General features: G+C 71.0%; 19 protein-coding genes. 9 read left to right on the top strand and 10 right to left on the bottom strand.

Annotated elements, in window-relative coordinates; all coding sequences use genetic code 11:
• Nucleotides 1-38 precede the first annotated feature (38 nt).
• From LXM90_RS05000 to LXM90_RS04990, 3 genes are all read left to right on the top strand, one after another.
• Nucleotides 39-1,568: a phytoene desaturase family protein gene (locus tag LXM90_RS05000; protein ID WP_020090860.1), complete on the top strand. Its 1,530-nt coding sequence runs from the start codon at nt 39-41 to the stop codon at nt 1,566-1,568.
• Nucleotides 1,569-1,663: 95 nt separating this feature from the next.
• Nucleotides 1,664-2,422 (top strand): lysophospholipid acyltransferase family protein, encoded by a 759-nt coding sequence (locus LXM90_RS04995; protein WP_234081950.1) that lies wholly within the window; start codon nt 1,664-1,666, stop codon nt 2,420-2,422.
• 67 nt (nt 2,423-2,489) lie between these two features.
• Entirely contained in the window at nt 2,490-3,626 is a 1,137-nt protein-coding gene (locus tag LXM90_RS04990; protein WP_234081949.1) for a glycosyltransferase, read from the top strand.
• A gap of 45 nt (nt 3,627-3,671) precedes the next feature.
• On the opposite strand, the gene LXM90_RS04985 is transcribed toward LXM90_RS04990, so the two are convergent.
• The gene (locus LXM90_RS04985; protein WP_234081948.1) at nt 3,672-4,250 is read right to left on the bottom strand and encodes a hypothetical protein; all 579 of its coding nucleotides are present in this window, start codon (nt 4,248-4,250) and stop codon (nt 3,672-3,674) included.
• 526 nt (nt 4,251-4,776) lie between these two features.
• Here LXM90_RS04985 and istA point away from each other — a divergent pair.
• Together istA and istB are read left to right on the top strand one after the other, a co-directional pair.
• Entirely contained in the window at nt 4,777-6,015 is a 1,239-nt protein-coding gene (gene istA, locus LXM90_RS04980) for an IS21 family transposase (protein ID WP_075381867.1), read from the top strand.
• Nucleotides 6,015-6,797, top strand: coding sequence for an IS21-like element helper ATPase IstB (istB, locus tag LXM90_RS04975; protein WP_170861908.1), 783 nt, complete (start codon nt 6,015-6,017; stop codon nt 6,795-6,797). Before istA ends, istB begins: the two co-directional genes overlap by 1 nt.
• Nucleotides 6,798-6,827: 30 nt before the next feature.
• On the opposite strand, the gene cutA is transcribed toward istB, so the two are convergent.
• Complete coding sequence (cutA, locus tag LXM90_RS04970) at nt 6,828-7,193, bottom strand: divalent-cation tolerance protein CutA (protein WP_234081947.1); 366 nt, start codon at nt 7,191-7,193, stop codon at nt 6,828-6,830.
• A 143-nt stretch (nt 7,194-7,336) separates the two neighbouring features.
• Between cutA and LXM90_RS04965 the strand changes: the two genes are divergently transcribed.
• Nucleotides 7,337-8,104 (top strand): NAD kinase, encoded by a 768-nt coding sequence (locus tag LXM90_RS04965; protein ID WP_020090865.1) that lies wholly within the window; start codon nt 7,337-7,339, stop codon nt 8,102-8,104.
• 2 nt (nt 8,105-8,106) lie between these two features.
• The gene (locus tag LXM90_RS04960) at nt 8,107-8,589 is read left to right on the top strand and encodes an N-acetyltransferase family protein (protein ID WP_419149863.1); all 483 of its coding nucleotides are present in this window, start codon (nt 8,107-8,109) and stop codon (nt 8,587-8,589) included.
• Nucleotides 8,590-8,599: 10 nt separating this feature from the next.
• Here LXM90_RS04960 and LXM90_RS04955 read toward each other — a convergent pair whose 3' ends face one another.
• The 6 genes from LXM90_RS04955 to LXM90_RS04930 form a co-directional block, all read right to left on the bottom strand.
• Complete coding sequence (locus LXM90_RS04955; RefSeq protein ID WP_026604574.1) at nt 8,600-8,800, bottom strand: hypothetical protein; 201 nt, start codon at nt 8,798-8,800, stop codon at nt 8,600-8,602.
• Nucleotides 8,801-8,837: 37 nt separating this feature from the next.
• Nucleotides 8,838-9,206 (bottom strand): DUF6481 family protein, encoded by a 369-nt coding sequence (locus LXM90_RS04950; RefSeq protein ID WP_026604575.1) that lies wholly within the window; start codon nt 9,204-9,206, stop codon nt 8,838-8,840.
• 127 nt (nt 9,207-9,333) lie between these two features.
• Nucleotides 9,334-9,543: a cold-shock protein gene (locus tag LXM90_RS04945; RefSeq protein WP_020090869.1), complete on the bottom strand. Its 210-nt coding sequence runs from the start codon at nt 9,541-9,543 to the stop codon at nt 9,334-9,336.
• Between the two features lie 371 nt (nt 9,544-9,914).
• Nucleotides 9,915-11,054 (bottom strand): beta-ketoacyl-ACP synthase, encoded by a 1,140-nt coding sequence (locus LXM90_RS04940; RefSeq protein WP_234081945.1) that lies wholly within the window; start codon nt 11,052-11,054, stop codon nt 9,915-9,917.
• Between the two features lie 18 nt (nt 11,055-11,072).
• Nucleotides 11,073-11,552 carry a 3-hydroxyacyl-ACP dehydratase FabZ family protein gene (locus LXM90_RS04935; protein WP_056527639.1) on the bottom strand — a complete coding sequence of 160 codons (480 nt, stop codon included), beginning with the start codon at nt 11,550-11,552 and terminating at the stop codon, nt 11,073-11,075.
• Nucleotides 11,553-11,574: 22 nt separating this feature from the next.
• Nucleotides 11,575-11,883: an acyl carrier protein gene (locus LXM90_RS04930; protein ID WP_010683687.1), complete on the bottom strand. Its 309-nt coding sequence runs from the start codon at nt 11,881-11,883 to the stop codon at nt 11,575-11,577.
• A gap of 278 nt (nt 11,884-12,161) precedes the next feature.
• Here LXM90_RS04930 and LXM90_RS04925 point away from each other — a divergent pair, with 278 nt between their 5' ends.
• Nucleotides 12,162-13,280 (top strand): AI-2E family transporter, encoded by a 1,119-nt coding sequence (locus LXM90_RS04925; RefSeq protein WP_020090873.1) that lies wholly within the window; start codon nt 12,162-12,164, stop codon nt 13,278-13,280.
• 13 nt (nt 13,281-13,293) lie between these two features.
• Here the strand turns inward: LXM90_RS04925 and LXM90_RS04920 are convergent, their stop codons facing one another.
• Entirely contained in the window at nt 13,294-13,797 is a 504-nt protein-coding gene (locus tag LXM90_RS04920; protein ID WP_026604576.1) for a thermonuclease family protein, read from the bottom strand.
• 211 nt (nt 13,798-14,008) lie between these two features.
• Here LXM90_RS04920 and LXM90_RS04915 point away from each other — a divergent pair, with 211 nt between their 5' ends.
• On the top strand, nt 14,009-14,302 hold the full coding sequence (locus LXM90_RS04915) for a hypothetical protein (RefSeq protein WP_020090875.1): 294 nt from the start codon (nt 14,009-14,011) through the stop codon (nt 14,300-14,302).
• Between the two features lie 27 nt (nt 14,303-14,329).
• Here LXM90_RS04915 and LXM90_RS04910 read toward each other — a convergent pair whose 3' ends face one another.
• Nucleotides 14,330-15,010, bottom strand: coding sequence for a L,D-transpeptidase (locus LXM90_RS04910; RefSeq protein WP_020090876.1), 681 nt, complete (start codon nt 15,008-15,010; stop codon nt 14,330-14,332).
• Between the last annotated feature and the right edge of the window lie 9 nt (nt 15,011-15,019).

Raw genomic sequence — 15,019 nt, 5'->3', positions numbered from 1 at the left:
GGCCACGCCTTCCTCGGCCCGGGGAGCCAGCCAGCAGGATGAGCCAGGATTCCACGGTCGCCGTCATCGGCAGCGGGCTCGGCGGACTCGCCGCCGCGTGCGTCGCCGCCGCGCGGGGCCACCGCGTGACGGTCTACGACAAGAACGGCTGGCTCGGCGGAAAGGCGGCGGTGCTCCACGAGGGCGGCTTCCGCTTCGACATGGGGCCGACGATCCTGACCGTGCCCCGGGTGCTGGAGCGGATCTTCGCGGAGTCCGGCCGCTCGGTCCACGACTACATGGACCTGCGCCGCCTGGACCCGCAGTGGCGCTGCTTCTTCGACGACGGCACGCATATCGACCTGATGCAGGACGTCGAGCGGATGGCCGGCGACATGGAGCGCTTCGCCCCCGGCACCGGCGAGGGCTACAAGAAGTTCATCACCATCTCCGAGCATCTTCACGGCGTGTCCGAGAAATTCTTCTTCTGGAAGCCGGTCGAGGACCTGTTCGACACGATCAACATCCGCGCCAACATGAACCCGGGCACGCTGCGCGACGTACTGTCACTCCGCATGCACGCCTCGGTGGCCTCGACGATCCGCGGCAAGGTCAAGGACGCGCGGCTCGCGCAGATGCTCGACCACTTCGTGCAGTATGTCGGCTCCTCGCCCTACGGCGCGCCGGCGGTGCTCTGCGCCATCGCCCACATGCAGACGGCCGACGGCGTCTGGTACCCGATGGGCGGCACCCGCGCCGTCGCCGAGGGGCTGGCGAAGCTTGCCCAGGAACTCGGCGCCACGTGCAAGACCGACACCGAGGTGACCGGGATCGAGACCGCCAACGGCGCGGTCCGGGGCGTGCGGACGGCCGCGGGGGTCACGCCCTACGACGCCGTGATCTCCAACATGGACTCGGTCCGCACCTACCGCGAGCTCGTGGGCGGCGAGGCCGCCAAGGCCTACGCCAAGAAGAACCCCGAACCGGCCTGCTCGGGCGTGGTGCTCTATCTCGGCCTGAACAAGCGCTACGAGCACCTCAACCACCACGACTTCGTCTTCTCCCGCGACCCGGAGGAGGAGTTCGACTACATCTACAACAAGGGCGAGCCTGCCCCGGACCCCACCGCCTATCTGGCAGCTCCCTCCTCCACCGATCCGAGCGTGGCGCCCGAGGGCGGCGAGGCGCTCTACGTCCTCGTGCACACGCCGTATCTGCGGCCGCACCACGACTGGCGTCCGGACGGGCCGCTGTTCCAGAACTACCGCCGCACGATCCTCGACAAGCTCAAGCGCACCGCCGGCATGCCGGACCTCGAAGAGCGTATCGTCGTCGAGCGCCACCTCACGCCGCAGGACATCCACGAGCGCTACAAGGTCCTGAACGGCGCGATCTACGGCCTAGCCTCCCACGGGCGCGTGATGGGGGCGTTCAAGCCCGGCAACCGGTCGCGGCAGGTGCGCGGCCTCTACCTCGCGGGCGGCGCCGCCCATCCGGGGCCCGGCATGCCGATGGTGATGATGTCGGGCTGGATCGCCGCCGACGCGCATGACCAGGACGCGCGCGGCGCCCTGCGCGCCTCGGCGTGACCGCGACGCCGCCATCTCCGCCCCCCGGTGCGGGGGGCGCGAGAGGCGCGCACGGCGCCCCCCTGCCCTCGGTCTCGCCCCGGATCCGCGCCTTTATGGTGGCGTGGTTCGAGCGATACCTGCACCGCCACCTCGACGCCCTGCGGCTGCCCCTCTGGAGCACGCCACCTGACGCGAACCATCCCGGCGCGATCGTGGTCTACTGCAACCATCCGGCTTGGTGGGACGCCGCGCTGATCATCGTGCTGGGCGGCCGGCTCTATCCGGAGCGGGCGAGCCGCGCGCCGTTCGACGCCGCGATGCTGGCGCGCTACCGCATCTTCGAGCGGATCGGGGCCTTCGGCGTCGACCTCGACAGCCCGCGCGGGGCGGCGCAGTTCCTGGCAGCCGCTCGGTCGATCCTCGGAGCCCGCGACGGCATGCTCTGGATCACCGCGCAGGGCCGCTTCGCCGACGCCCGCGCGCGGCCGCTGGCCCTGCGTCCCGGCGTCGCGCGGCTCGCCGAGATCGCCCCCGACGCGCTCTTCGTCCCGCTCGCCGTCGAGTACACCTTCTGGGACGAGCGCGGCGCGGGAGCCTTCGCGGCCTTCGGGCCGGGGATCGCCGGATCCGAACTCGCCGCGCTCCCGCGCGATCAGCGCCTCGCGCGCCTGGAATCCGAACTGACCCGAACCCTCGACCGCCTGAGCGCCGACGTGATCAGCCGGGAGCCCGGACGCTTCCGCACCCTGCTTTCCGGCCGGAAGGGCGTCGGCGGCCTCTACGACCTGTGGCGGCGCCTGTCGGCCCGCCTCTCCGGCCGCCGGTTCGATCCGGCGCACCGCGCCGCGGGCGGTCAGGATCGCGCCGGATGAGACCGCCCGCGCGCGCCAGATCCCGCCCGATCCCCTATCGTGGCGCGCCCCCCTGCCGGCGCAGACGATGACCGACTCGATCCTCACGGCCCTGGCGTACCTCTGCCTCGCCACCGCCCTCCTGCCGGCCATCCTGGCGGCGGTGAATCTCGCGGTCCTGCGCCGGCCCGTGGTGGAGACTGGGGCCGGTCTCGTCTCGATCCTGATCCCGGCGCGCAATGAGGCCGGCAACATCGACGCCACCGTGCGGGCGGCGCTCGCCAGCGCCGCGGTCCCGGTGGAGGTGATCGTCGGCGACGACCATTCCACCGACGCGACCGCCGAGATCGTGCGCGCCGTCGGCGACCCGCGCCTGCGTCTCGTCCCGGTGCCGGCCCTGCCCGACGGATGGACGGGCAAGAACCACGCCTGCAGCCACATGGCCGGGCTCGCCCACGGCGACCACCTGCTGTTCATCGACGCCGATGTGCGCCTCGAGGCCGGGGCAGCCGCCGCCCTCGCGGCGCAGGCTCGCCGCACCGGCGCGGCCCTCGTCAGCGGTGTGCCCCGGCAGCGGACCGACACGGTCGGCGAGATGCTGACGGTGCCGATGATCGACTTCCTGCTCCTCGGCTTCCTGCCCGTGCCGCTGATGCGCCGCCTGTCCGACCCGTCGCTCGGCGCGGCCTGCGGTCAACTGATCCTGATGGATCGGGGGGCCTACGCGGCCACCGGTGGCCACGGCGCGATCCGCACCTCCCTGCACGACGGAGTCCGCCTGCCCCGCTTGTTCCGGGCCGCGGGCTACCGGACGGATCTCGTGGCCGCCGCCGCGCTGGCCACCTGCCGGATGTACGACGGCTTCGCCCAGGCCTGGGCCGGCTTCTCCAAGAACGCCCACGAGGGCATGGCCACGCCCCGCGCCCTTCCGATCTGGACCTTGCTCCTCGGCTGCGGTCAGATTCTGCCGCCGCTCCTCGTCCTGGCCGGTCTGCTCGGGCTGCTGCCGGCCTCCGCCCTGACCCCGGCCGCCCTGGCACTCGGCCTGTCCCTGGCGACCCGAACGGCCGTCACCGTCGCGGTCCGGGCCCCGTGGGCGACGATCCCGCTCCATCCCGCGGCGGTCGCGGTGGCCCTGGCGATTCAGTGGAACGTGCTCCTGCGCCGTGAACGGGCCGGCGCAGCGACCTGGAAGGGCCGCAGCTATCCGGTGAGCGGCGGCTGACCCGCACGGGCCGGCGGAACGAGCGTCGCCGGCCCGCGCCGTGCTTCACGGCTGGGACGGCTGGCACGGATCGGTGGAGCGGGCCTTTCCGACCTGCGGCTTCAGCGAGACGATGAGTTGCACGTTCGGCACGTCGCCGACCTGCCGGGTCAGGTGTCCGACATGGCCCTCAGGCCCCTGCGGTGTCGATCCCATATCGGCGTTGAATTCCACCTCGCCGGGGCCCTGCTCCAGCACCGACCCGTCCGTAGCCTCCACGGACCAGCGGCCCGACAGGGTGATCACCCATTGGAGACCCGGCGCCGTGTGCCACGTACCGACATAGCCGACCGGCAGGACCGCGTACTTGATCGACGTCACCTCACCCGGCGGGAAGCCGACATATTGCGGCGCTGCCGGAGGCGCGTAGCTCTTGAAGATGAAGTTCTTCAGGTCGCAATACTGGACATGGCTGTGGCCCTTGTCGTCGGCATAGAGGACACCGTACCGCAAGGCGGGCGGATCGGCCGATGCGAGGCCGGCGGGACCGGACGGCGCCGGCGCGACGGTCATCAGCGGCTCGCTCTTCGGCGCCCCGGCCGCTTGCGCATGCACGGCGCCCGCGACTGCGGCGAGCAGGACCAACCCCAACCGTCCTGCATTCCTGAAACGTCCCATGATTTTCCTCCGCGTCGCATCGCGTGCGGTGTACGCACGGAGGTTTTCTAGCCAAGCACACCAGATGAATTCAATCTTCTACTCCAATCGCTCAGTATAAATTCTCGTTCCATAATTCAACATCGGATATCTTTCGTATAGATTCGTATATTTATGTCTTTTTAATTCGACTCCACGACTACGCCAATGGCACCAGTGTCTGACGAGCCATTGTGGCGCCCGCACCGACGGCAAAGCGCGCTTGTCCACAGCCGTCTGGACCCTGTCCGGCACACTGCCGGAACCGGCCGGAAGGGTCAGGGTGGGAAGCAGCGCGGCGCAGTCTGCCGGATCAGTCCGCCTGGGTCCCGTTCTCGAACGGCTTGTCAGGCGACACGGCAAACTGACCCCCTGACGCCATGAGGACCTGACCCCCTCGATGAGCGAGGAGGTCGAGATGATCAGGAACGAAGATCAGGCTCTTGAGCGGACAGACGATCCGCGGAGGGCCGAGATGAAGACGCCGGACGACGTATCGGCGATGGTGCGGCTGAAGGCGCTGGGCTGGGGTGCCAAGCGGATCGCGACCGAGCTCGGCTGTTCGAAGAACACGGTCAAGCACTGGCTCCGTCAGGGTGATTGGCGCCCCTCTAAAACGCCTTCACGATCGAAGCGGCTCGACGGCTTGACGGACTGGTTGGCCGAACGGTTCCGGCAGCATGCCGGCAACGCCGACGTCGTGCGCCAGGACCTCGCCAACGAGAAGGACATCCACGTCAGCCTGCGCACCGTGGAACGGGCTGTGGCGCCGTTGCGGCGGGACCTGGTGATCGCCGCGCGGGCGAGCGTGCGGTTCGAGACGCGGCCAGGCGAGCAGATGCAGATCGACTTCGGCGAGCGGCGGATCGAGATCGGCGGTGTGCCAACCCGGGTCTCGCTGTTCGTTGCGACGCTCGGTTACTCGCGTCGACTGCACGTGCGCGCCTTCGGCCACGAGCGGCAGGAGGACTGGTTCGCCGGATTGGAGAGCGCCTTCCAGGCCTTCGGCGGTGTGCCGCGTGAGGTGCTGCTCGACAATGCCCGCGCCCTGGTCCTGCACCATGACCCGATCAGCCGCGAGGTCATCCTGCATCCGCGGTTGCACGCCTTCTCCCGGCATTGGGGCTTCCGGGTGCGGGCCTGCGCCCCGTACCGGGCGCGCACGAAGGGCAAGGACGAGCGCGGCGTTGGCTACGTCAAAAGGAACGCTGTAGCCGGCCACCGCTTCGCGAGCTTTGCCGCCCTGGAGGCGCATCTCGATGCCTGGACGCGGGATGTGGCCGACCGGCGCGCGCACGGCACGACCGGTGAGGCGCCGGGCGCGCGGTTCGCCCGGGACGAGGCCCGGGCGCTGCAGCCCCTGGCGGGCGTGCCGCCGTTCTCCGCCGCACGCGATCTCGTGCGCCGGGTCGGGGCAGACTGCGCGGTCAGCGTCGACGGCAACGCCTACTCGGTGCCGTGGCGGCTGATCGGCGAGCGGGTTCGCGTCACCGTGAGCGGAGCGGTGGTGCGCGTCCACCACGGCGGACGTGAGGTCGCCGTGCACGCCGCGTTGAAGGGGCGCCACGGCCGTGTCGTCGACGATGCCCATCTGGCCGGGCTTGTGGGTAGCCGAGAGCGACCGGCTCACCGGCTCGACCCGTCGCCCATCATGCCGCCGGCGCTGTTGCGGCCGCTGGCCGAGTACGAGGCGGTCGCCGGGGGAGGCTTCTGATGGACCATGACCACCTCACCCTGCTGCTCGACCGCCTGAAGCTGACGGCCATGCGCGATCAGCTCGATAGCCTGATCGACGAGGCCGGCCGGGGCGAGCTGACGATCCGTGAGGCGCTGACCCTGTTCTGCGAGCGTGAGGTCGCTCGGCGTGACCAGCGCCGCATCGACATGGCCTTTGGTCTGGCTCGCTTCCCCTTCGTGCGGGACCTGACCGGCTTCGACTTCGGCGCCCAACCCTCGCTGGACAAGGCGCAGATCCGTGAACTCGCCACCGGCCGCTTCATCGCCAATGGCGAGGCGGTGCTGTTCCTCGGGCCGCCCGGCGTGGGCAAGACGCACTTGGCGGTGGCGATCGGGCGCGCGGCGATTGTGGCCGGCTATGGCGTGCTGTTCACCCCGGCCACGACGCTCGTGGCGCAGCTGGCCAAGGCGCATGCTGAGGGTCGGTTGGAGGAGCGGCTGACGCACTACGCCAAGCCGAAACTGCTGATCATCGACGAGCTCGGCTATCTGCCGTTCGAGCCGGATGCCGCGCATCTGTTCTTCCAGCTCGTCAGCCGCCGCTACGAGCGGGGCGCGATGCTGGTGACGTCGAACCGAGCGGTAGGCGAGTGGGGGAGCGTGTTCGGCGATGCGGTGGTGGCCACCGCGATCCTCGATCGGCTGCTGCACCACAGCCACGTCGTCACCATCCGCGGCGACAGCTACCGGCTTCGTGAGAAGCGTCGCAGCGGCCTCCTGCAAAAGGCGGCTGCGGTCCCCCAACCCACACCCGTCTAGGCGTGGGAAATTAGCATGGGGGTCAGATCCTCATGACGCGAAGAGGTCAGTTCCGGATGTCGCTTGATACGGCTCACCGGGCTGCGTCTCCGCCAGGATCCAGGCGGCCGTGTCGGCGTCCGCCCCGGCGACCGGCAGATGCAGGATGATCGGCGTGTCGTAGGGGTGGCGGGCCTTCAGCGCGACCGCCAGCGCGTCGGCCAGACCTTCGCGGCTCTTGAGGATGGCTGCGACCTCGGCACCGCGCTCCACCGCACCCTTCCAGCTGTAGACGGACTGCATGCCCGGCAGCACGTTGATGCAGGCGATGAGTCGCTCGCGGACCAGCGCCTCGCCGATGTTCAGCGCCGAGGCGAGGTCGGGAAAGGTGGTGTAGACGAGGAGCGGACGCTCCATGCTATGCCTCCAATTGCGCGTGTGCTCGCGGAGTGAGGCGCATGCCGGGCAAGGACGTCAACCGGGCGGTTCGCTCGTCAGACTGGAGCCGTGACGTGAACCCTGAGGCGATCCCGACGCGCCTGCGCGGCTGCGCCTGATCCATGCCGCGTTTCCAGAAGATCGCCTTCGTGGCGAGCCCGACCGGCTACGCCCGCGAGGCCGCGGCCGCCCTGATGCGGCGCTACGACCACGTCCCGCCCGAGGAGGCCGACGTCGTCGTGGCCCTGGGCGGTGACGGCCTGATGCTCCAGGTGCTGCACCGCTTCATGGACCACCCGAAGCCGATCTACGGGATGAACCGCGGCACGGTCGGCTTCCTGATGAACGAGTTCCGCGACGACGACCTCCTGGAGCATCTGGAGAACGCCCAGCGCAGCGTCATCCACCCGCTCGTGATGGACGTGCTCGACACGGAGGGCCGATCCCACCGGGCGCGGGCGATCAACGAGGTCTACCTGCTGCGCCAGACCCACCAGACCGCCAAGCTGAAGATCGCCGTCGACGGCAATGTCCGGCTCGACCTGCTGATCGCCGACGGCGTGCTCGTCGCCACCGCGGCGGGCTCCACGGCCTACAACCTGTCGGTCGGGGGACCGATCCTACCGCTCGACGCCAAGCTTCTGGCGCTGACACCGATCTCGGCCTTCCGCCCCCGGCGCTGGCGCGGCGCACTTCTGCCGGACTACGCCCGGATCCGGATCGACGTCCTCGACGCCCCGCACCGCCCGGTCGCGGCGGTGGCCGACCACACGGAGTTCCGCCGGGTCTGCACGGTGGAGACGTCCCTCGACCGCGCCACCGAGCTCGTGCTGCTGCACGATCCCGGCCACAGCCTCGACGAGCGCATCCTGCGGGAGCAATTCGGGTGAGTCTGCATATCCGGGCCGCGCAGGCGGCCGACCACGCGGCCATCACCGGCATCATCGTGCCGACCATCCGGGCCGGTGAGACCTACGCGCTGGACCGCGACCTCGGCGAGGCCGAGGCCCTCGCGTACTGGACCGGCCCCGACCGCGAGACCTTCGTGGCCGAGCAGGCAGGGACGGTGCTCGGCACGTACTACCTGCGCGCGAACCAGGCTGGCGGGGGCGCCCATGTCGCCAATTGCGGCTTCATGACGGGAGCGGCCACCCTCGGCCGCGGGGTCGCGCGGGCCATGTGCGCGCACGCCCTCGATCGGGCGCGGGCGCGGGGCTTCGCGGCGATGCAGTTCAACTTCGTGGTGAGCACCAACGCCCGGGCCGTCCGGCTCTGGGAGAGCTTCGGCTTCGACGTGGTCGGCCGGCTGCCGGGCGCCTTCCGGCACCCGACGCTCGGGCCGGTCGACGCGCTGGTGATGTTCCGGACGCTCTGAGGCGTCCGGATCAGGCCTGCGGGGCGGCGACGAGATCACCCTCGCGGATCGCCCGCTCGCCGGTCTTCGTCCGGATCCGATAGCTCGGCTCGCCGGTCTGATCCGCCGGCATCAGCCGCAGGATCTCGAACACCTCGGCCTCGCCCGTCTCGCCCGGGATGCCCAGGCGGGACCGGCAGACGCGCTCGCCGACCTTGAACTTGTGGGACATGCCGAGCTCCTGGACGGGCATCGCTGCGGAACGCGCCTCAGCGCTTCTTCTGAGCCTTCGCCTTGCGGGCGAGATAGCGCGCGTCGCGCTGGGCCTTCTGCTCGGCCTGCAGGGCCTTGGCGCGCTCCTGGGCGGCCAGCTGCTCGGCGTGCTTGCGCTCGATCTCGGCGAGGCGTTCCGCCTCGGCGAGGGCGGCGGCGCGCTCGATCTCGGCCTGACGCTGGGCGGCGCGCTCGGCAGCGCGGACTTCGCGGGCATCGACCACAGCGCGGCGGGCGGATTGGCGGGCGAGGACGGCCGGGTCGTCGGCGGACGGGCGGGCCCGGAACCGGGCCAGCATCTCGGAGCGCGCCTTGGCGGCAGTCTCGAGGCGATCGGCGACACCCTGCTTGTTCAAAAAGCTCACAGACACTCCTGGATCGGATGCGGCGAAGGCCGTCACCCGCAGAGGGGGGGGGGTTAGAAACACGATGGCAGATACGAAGAAGCCGCTCCCAGAGGAGCGGCTTCCGGAGAAACGCTGAGGACGACGATCAGGCCGTCTGGAGCTGACCGGCGGACTGCTTGCCGCTGCGACGGTCGGTCTCCAGCTCGTACGTGACCTTCTGGCCCTCGTTCAGGCCGCGCAGGCCGGCGCGCTCGACGGCCGAGATGTGGACGAACACGTCCTTGCCGCCGTCATCCGGCTGGATGAAGCCGTAGCCCTTGGTCTCGTTGAACCACTTGACGGTTCCGGTGCTCATGGAAGTCCTTGATCTTCGCAGGCATAGTGAGAGATGGCACCCGCCCGAACGAGGGGGCGCCGGCATCGACCGATAGCGATAGGAAAGTCAGAACCGCCCTGCGAAGGCGTAACGGTCCAAGATATCCGGACACGTGCCGATGCGGTAGAAGTAGACCGCCGGCGGTTCTTTGGCAAGCGCAGAGAAATATTTCCCTCGGCCAGCGCCGGAGCGATGCGGGAAACTCTTTCCGGAAATTCCGGTTGAGCGGCGCCGGAACGGTCGCTTGAACAACGGGATAAGGGATTTCAATACGGCGCGTCCGCGCGAAAGCTGTGCTGCCGACCGGACGATCGGACGCGGCCGACATGGGCCCCGTGACGCGGGTTCGCTCAGGCCGGGACGAGGCGCAGGATCCCTTCGCCGCGCCGGTGGCCGACGGCCGTCACGGCGACCTCGCGCGCACCGCCGGCGGCGACGAGGGCGGCGGCGAGGGCCGCCCCGAACGGCGCCGCCACTTCGAGTCCGTGCCCGATCACGTCCCCGAGGGCGCGCCGGCGCGCGCCCGGTGCGAGCCGCGCCAGCGCGTCCCGCTCCTCCGCGGTGATCGGGGCCACCCCGGTAGCGCCGGAGAGGACGGTGTCGGGAGCCGAGAGGCCGGCCTGTCGCCAGAGCGTCTCGAGGCTGCCGGCGACACTGCCCGGCGCGCGCCGGGTCCGATCGCTCGCCACCGGCTCCAGCCGGGCCAGGGCGCGGGCGCCGCGCGCCGCGGCGTGGGCGGCGGATTCGAGCATCAGGAAGGCCGCGCAACTCCCGAGGATGAACCCGCCCGCCCCGCCACCGGACTCGCCCCGCGCGAAGACCGGGCGGTAGGCGTCGCGGGCGAGGTAGCCGCCCATCTCGTGGATCACCAGAACGTCCGGCCGCTCGGCGCTGTAGGAGCCGCCGACCAGGATCGCGTCGATCTGGCCCGACGCCACCCGTGCCTGGGCGATCCGCAGGGCGTCGACCCCGGCGGATTCCTCGCCCATGAACGTGCGCGAGGCGCCCGTCACCCCGTGCACGATGGCGATGTTGCCGGCGAGCAGGTTCGAGAGCTGGGCGAGGAACAGGGTCGGGCGGAGATCGTTCTGGAGCCGCTCGTTCAGGTAGGCGCCCGGATCGGCGGCGTCGCGCAGGCCGGTCAGGATCGCTCCGTCCGCCGCGTAGTCGCGCTCGCCGCCGCCCGCGGCCACGACGAGGTGGAGCGCCTGCTTGAAGGCGGCGTCGTCCTTCACGCCCGCCGCGTCGAGGGCGAGGCCGGCGGCGTAGACGCCGAGCCGCTGCCACGCCTCCATCTGGCGCTGGTCGCTGCGCTTGGGGATCTGGCCGTCCCAGACGATCGCCGGGGCCGGATGGACCGGATAGGGCGCGAAGGTCTCGCTGTCGGTGCGCGGGGCCGCCTCATCGGCGAGGGCGGCCAGGTGGGCGTCAATGCCCTCGCCCGCGCAGGAGACGAGGCCGAGGCCGGTGACGACGACGGGGCGGCTCATGGCTGGCTCATGGCTGGCTCAGGGCTCGCGTTCGGCCGGAGCCGGATCGGGGAACAGGCCGATGGTCCGCGCGCGCTCGCGCATCGGCGCGTCGAGTCCGTCCGGGAACGGCATGGTGCGGAAGCGGAGTTCCGCGTCGCACAGCGCCTTGCCGTCGTGGCTGATCGCCGCCTTGGTCACCGCGTAGCCCGAGCCGTCGTGCTCGAGGGTGGCCGTGACGAGGAGGTCCGCGCCGGGCCCGACGAAGGACCGGAAGCGCGCCTTGTCGACCCCGGTGAGGAACGGCATCCGGGCGAAGTCGAGATGGGCGAGCACGAGGTACCCGGAGGCCTGGGCCATCGTCTCGGTCAGGAGCACACCCGGCACGAGGGGGTGGCCGGGGAAGTGGCCCTCGAAGACCGGGCTCGCCATCGGCACCCGGGCGAGCGCCTCGATGCGGCCGGCGGCCCTGTCGAGGAGCCGCACGGAGTCGATCATCTCGAAGTATTCGAGGCGCATGACGGGTCGGATCGGCCTCGGTTCAGACCTTGGCGGCCTTCTCGGCCACGAGGCCGTCGATGCGCGCGCACAGGTTCTTGAGGACGAAGTACTCCTCGGCCGGGACCTTGCCCTCGTTGACCTCCTGGGTCCACCGCTCGAGTGGCAGCTTGATCCCGAAGGCCTTGTCGACCGCGAAGGCGATGTCGAGGAAGGCGAGGCTGTCGATGCCGAGGTCGTCGATGGCGTGACTCTCGGGCGTGATCTTGTCCCGCGGGATGTCGGCGGTCTCGGCAATGATGTCGGCCACGCGCTCGAAGGTGGCGCTGCCGTGGGCGGGCTCGTCGGACATGTCTTCTCGCGGGCTGTTCGAGTTCCGGATCGGTCGTGCGGGAGCCCCCTCGCCGCCCGGGCGGCCGCCCGACGCGTGGACGGGGCCTGGAACGCGGCCCGGTCGAATGGCGGCGACCTCTACACGAGGGTGTCAGAAGCGGCAACCGCGGCGCTTCCCCGGCGTTTCAGCGCCTGTCCACAGGCGTGCGCCGCCGGGTGCGGGGACGCGCGTACGCTCCGGCCGCGCCGGCCCTAGCTTGACGGCGAGACGAGGCGCGTCCTCAGGAGACCAGACGGATGCCACCGATCACCAAGCCCGCCGCCCCGCCGGCGCGCGTCGAGACGCCGCCCCTGCCGCCGCAGGAGCGCGCGCGCTCCCAGGGAGCGGCCCGGGTCCTGCTGGTCCTGACCCTGACGGCGCTCGGCCTCTGGATCCTGCACGAGTTCCTGCCGGCGCTCGCCTGGGCGGTGGTCCTGGCGATCGCCCTCTGGCCTGTCTACCAGCGGCTCGAGCACCGTTTCCCGCCGGGCAAGCACAACATCCTCCTGCCCACGCTGATGACCGCGGCCGTGGCGCTGGTCTTCCTGGCGCCGCTCGCGATCCTCGGCATCCAGGCCGCCCGCGAGGCCCACGACGTGGCCGAGTTCGTTCGGAACGCCGAGGCGAACGGGGTGCCGGCGCCGGAATTCCTGCAGCACCTGCCCTACGGCGCCGCGCAGGCGACCGCGTGGTGGAACGACAATCTCGGCCACGCGCAGGCGGGCTCCGACCTGCTGCGCCGGTTCGAGAACCACTCGGTGCTCGGGGCCTCCCGCAATGTCGGCCGCGAGGTGCTGCACCGCATCGTCCTGTTCGGCTTCAGCCTCGTGGCGCTGTTCTTCCTGTTCCGCGACTGGCGGACGGTGCGGGACCAGTCGCTCACCGCCTGCCACCGGCTGTTCGGGCCGCGCGGCGAGCGCGTCGCCCGCCAGATGGTGGCCTCCGTGCACGGCACGGTCGACGGGCTGGTGCTGGTCGGCCTCGGCGAGGGCTTCGTGCTCGGGATCGTCTACCACTTCGCGGGCGTGCCCCACCCGGTCCTGCTCGGCGCCTTCACGGCGGTGGCGGCGATGATCCCGTTCGGCGCCGCCGTGGCCATCGCGATCGCGGCGCTCCTCCTGGTGGCGGCCGGGTCGGTGACGGCGGCTCTCGTGGTGGCGGCGGCGGGCCTCGTCGTGACTTTCGTGGCCGACCACTTCATTCGCCCGGCGCTGATCGGCGGCACGACCAAGCTGCCCTTCCTGTGGGTGCTCCTCGGCATCCTCGGCGGCGTCGAGACCTTCGGGCTCCTCGGCCTGTTCCTAGGGCCGGCCGTGATGGCCGCCCTGGTCCTCCTCTGGCGGGAATTCACCGAGGGACAGGACGCGACGGCCTGAGCCGCCGGAGCGGCTAGTCGGCCGCGCTCGTGCCGGCCGCGGCCTCGACTCGGCGCCGGTCCTGGCGCCAGTCGGCCGGCTTCTCGAAGGTGCCGGCCCAGATGCCGCGGCGGGTCGCCCAGGCGTGGCCCTCCTGGCGGATATAGGGAGCCGTCACTTGACGGTTGGCCAGCGCCAGGCCCTGCCCGACCATCCAGGCGGACAGGTCCTCACCGTGGACGTGGCAGATCCCGGTGACGCGACCGGGCACGCCGCCCTCCCGCCGCTCGCACGTGACCGCGCCGCCGCCGATCCGCGCGCGCAGGGCCTGCGCGGCCTTGCTGCCGCAGCGATACTCCTGGCCATTGGCGGTCTCGCAGCGCTGCGCGGTCTCGGGGGCGTCGATACCGTAGAGGTTGATACGCGTGCCCTGCACCTCGATCGTGTCACCGTCGATCACGGTCGCGGGGCCGCTGACCGTCCCGGCCGCGGCCGCGGGGCCGCAGAGGAGGAGCAGGGCGAGCATCGGTCTGATCATAGCGGGAATGTCCACGCGCGTGGCGAGTCAGCTGGTGACGGGGGCGTCGAGGCCGCGACGGTGCCCGGCCAATGTGGCGAATTTGCCGGGTGACCGAATCGGCCTCGCGAGCGCGATGCCGAGTTTCGACCGCCGTGGTTGCCAAAGCGTTCCGCCCGTCGGAGCGAAGCTTGGCAACGGAACGACGGCCCGGAGCCGCTCGTTATGAAACATGACCTTTCTCAAGACCCTGCTGGCCAGCCTGGCCCTGTGCGCGGCTCTCCTCGTCTGGGCCGGCCTCTCGATCGGCCCGGAGCGGCCGACGGACCGGACCAGTCCGGGCCTGACCACCGCCGCGGTGCTGGCCAGCGACGGCATGGGGCCGGACGGTCGACCGGGCGAGCCGGCCGCGGCCCCCGGCGGCCCGGATCGGGGTGATCTGGATCGAGCGGCTCTGGACCGGCTCGCAAAGCGGGTCTCCGGCGAGGTCCGCGACGCGTCCGCCGCGGGGACGCCGGCCGGCTGACCGGTCAGGAATCCGCGCCTCGCCCGCTCAGGTCCGGTACTTGCCGTTGCGCTTGATGAGCACGCGGGTGCCCACCGGCACGCGCTCATACAGGTCGGCGATATCCTCGTTCAGCATCCGAACGCAGCCCGACGACATCTGCTCGCCGATGCTCCAGGGCTCGTTGGTGCCGTGAATGCGGAACAGGATGTCGCGGTTGCCCTGGTAGAGGTAGAGGGCGCGCGCGCCGAGGGGATTGTCGAGGCCGCCCTTGCGGGTGCGCGGCAGGTCGGGATGCAGCGAGACCATCGTGACGGTCGGGCTCCAGTCCGGCCAGACGCCCTTGCGCCCGACCCGCGCCTCGCCCTTCCAGGAGAAGCCGGCCTTGCCGACGCCGACACCGTACTGCATCGCCGTGCCGTCGGCCTGGACCAGGACGAGCTGCCGCTTGTCGATGTCGACCACGATCGTCCCCGGCTGCTCGGGGCCGTTGTAGCTCACCTGCTGGCGGCGGTACTTCGGATCGAGGCGCTGGGTGTCGACCAGCGGAATGTCGAAGGGCTTGTCGGGCTTGCTGCCGACGTACCACGCCGCCTCGTCATCCTGGGCGACCTGGACCGGACGGGTCTGGCAGGCCGCGAGGGGCGCGATCGCCACGACGGCGAGGAGGATTCGCGAGAGAACGATCCGGCGCAGGCGGCTCCAGGCCGAGGGAAGCGTGGCGATCATAGGTCCTGT

The sequence above is a fragment of the Methylobacterium oryzae genome (assembly GCF_021398735.1).
Classification (GTDB): domain Bacteria; phylum Pseudomonadota; class Alphaproteobacteria; order Rhizobiales; family Beijerinckiaceae; genus Methylobacterium.
The sequence above is the reverse complement of the archived record's forward strand: the minus strand, read 5'-3'. Positions and strand labels throughout refer to the sequence as shown.

What these genes read in the sequence shown, in the direction of transcription:
- LXM90_RS04925 (WP_020090873.1), top strand. Translation starts at nt 12,162, where the DNA reads ATGCCACCGATCACCAAGCCCGCCGCCCCGCCGGCGCGCGTCGAGACG.
- LXM90_RS04915 (WP_020090875.1), top strand. Translation starts at nt 14,009, where the DNA reads ATGACCTTTCTCAAGACCCTGCTGGCCAGCCTGGCCCTGTGCGCGGCT.
- LXM90_RS04940 (WP_234081945.1), bottom strand. Translation starts at nt 11,054, where the DNA reads ATGAGCCGCCCCGTCGTCGTCACCGGCCTCGGCCTCGTCTCCTGCGCG.
- LXM90_RS04930 (WP_010683687.1), bottom strand. Translation starts at nt 11,883, where the DNA reads ATGTCCGACGAGCCCGCCCACGGCAGCGCCACCTTCGAGCGCGTGGCC.
- LXM90_RS04965 (WP_020090865.1), top strand. Translation starts at nt 7,337, where the DNA reads ATGCCGCGTTTCCAGAAGATCGCCTTCGTGGCGAGCCCGACCGGCTAC.
- cutA (WP_234081947.1), bottom strand. Translation starts at nt 7,193, where the DNA reads ATGGAGCGTCCGCTCCTCGTCTACACCACCTTTCCCGACCTCGCCTCG.
- istB (WP_170861908.1), top strand. Translation starts at nt 6,015, where the DNA reads ATGGACCATGACCACCTCACCCTGCTGCTCGACCGCCTGAAGCTGACG.
- LXM90_RS05000 (WP_020090860.1), top strand. Translation starts at nt 39, where the DNA reads ATGAGCCAGGATTCCACGGTCGCCGTCATCGGCAGCGGGCTCGGCGGA.
- LXM90_RS04955 (WP_026604574.1), bottom strand. Translation starts at nt 8,800, where the DNA reads ATGTCCCACAAGTTCAAGGTCGGCGAGCGCGTCTGCCGGTCCCGCCTG.
- LXM90_RS04995 (WP_234081950.1), top strand. Translation starts at nt 1,664, where the DNA reads ATGGTGGCGTGGTTCGAGCGATACCTGCACCGCCACCTCGACGCCCTG.
- LXM90_RS04920 (WP_026604576.1), bottom strand. Translation starts at nt 13,797, where the DNA reads ATGATCAGACCGATGCTCGCCCTGCTCCTCCTCTGCGGCCCCGCGGCC.
- LXM90_RS04935 (WP_056527639.1), bottom strand. Translation starts at nt 11,552, where the DNA reads ATGCGCCTCGAATACTTCGAGATGATCGACTCCGTGCGGCTCCTCGAC.
- LXM90_RS04990 (WP_234081949.1), top strand. Translation starts at nt 2,490, where the DNA reads ATGACCGACTCGATCCTCACGGCCCTGGCGTACCTCTGCCTCGCCACC.
- istA (WP_075381867.1), top strand. Translation starts at nt 4,777, where the DNA reads ATGAAGACGCCGGACGACGTATCGGCGATGGTGCGGCTGAAGGCGCTG.
- LXM90_RS04945 (WP_020090869.1), bottom strand. Translation starts at nt 9,543, where the DNA reads ATGAGCACCGGAACCGTCAAGTGGTTCAACGAGACCAAGGGCTACGGC.
- LXM90_RS04910 (WP_020090876.1), bottom strand. Translation starts at nt 15,010, where the DNA reads ATGATCGCCACGCTTCCCTCGGCCTGGAGCCGCCTGCGCCGGATCGTT.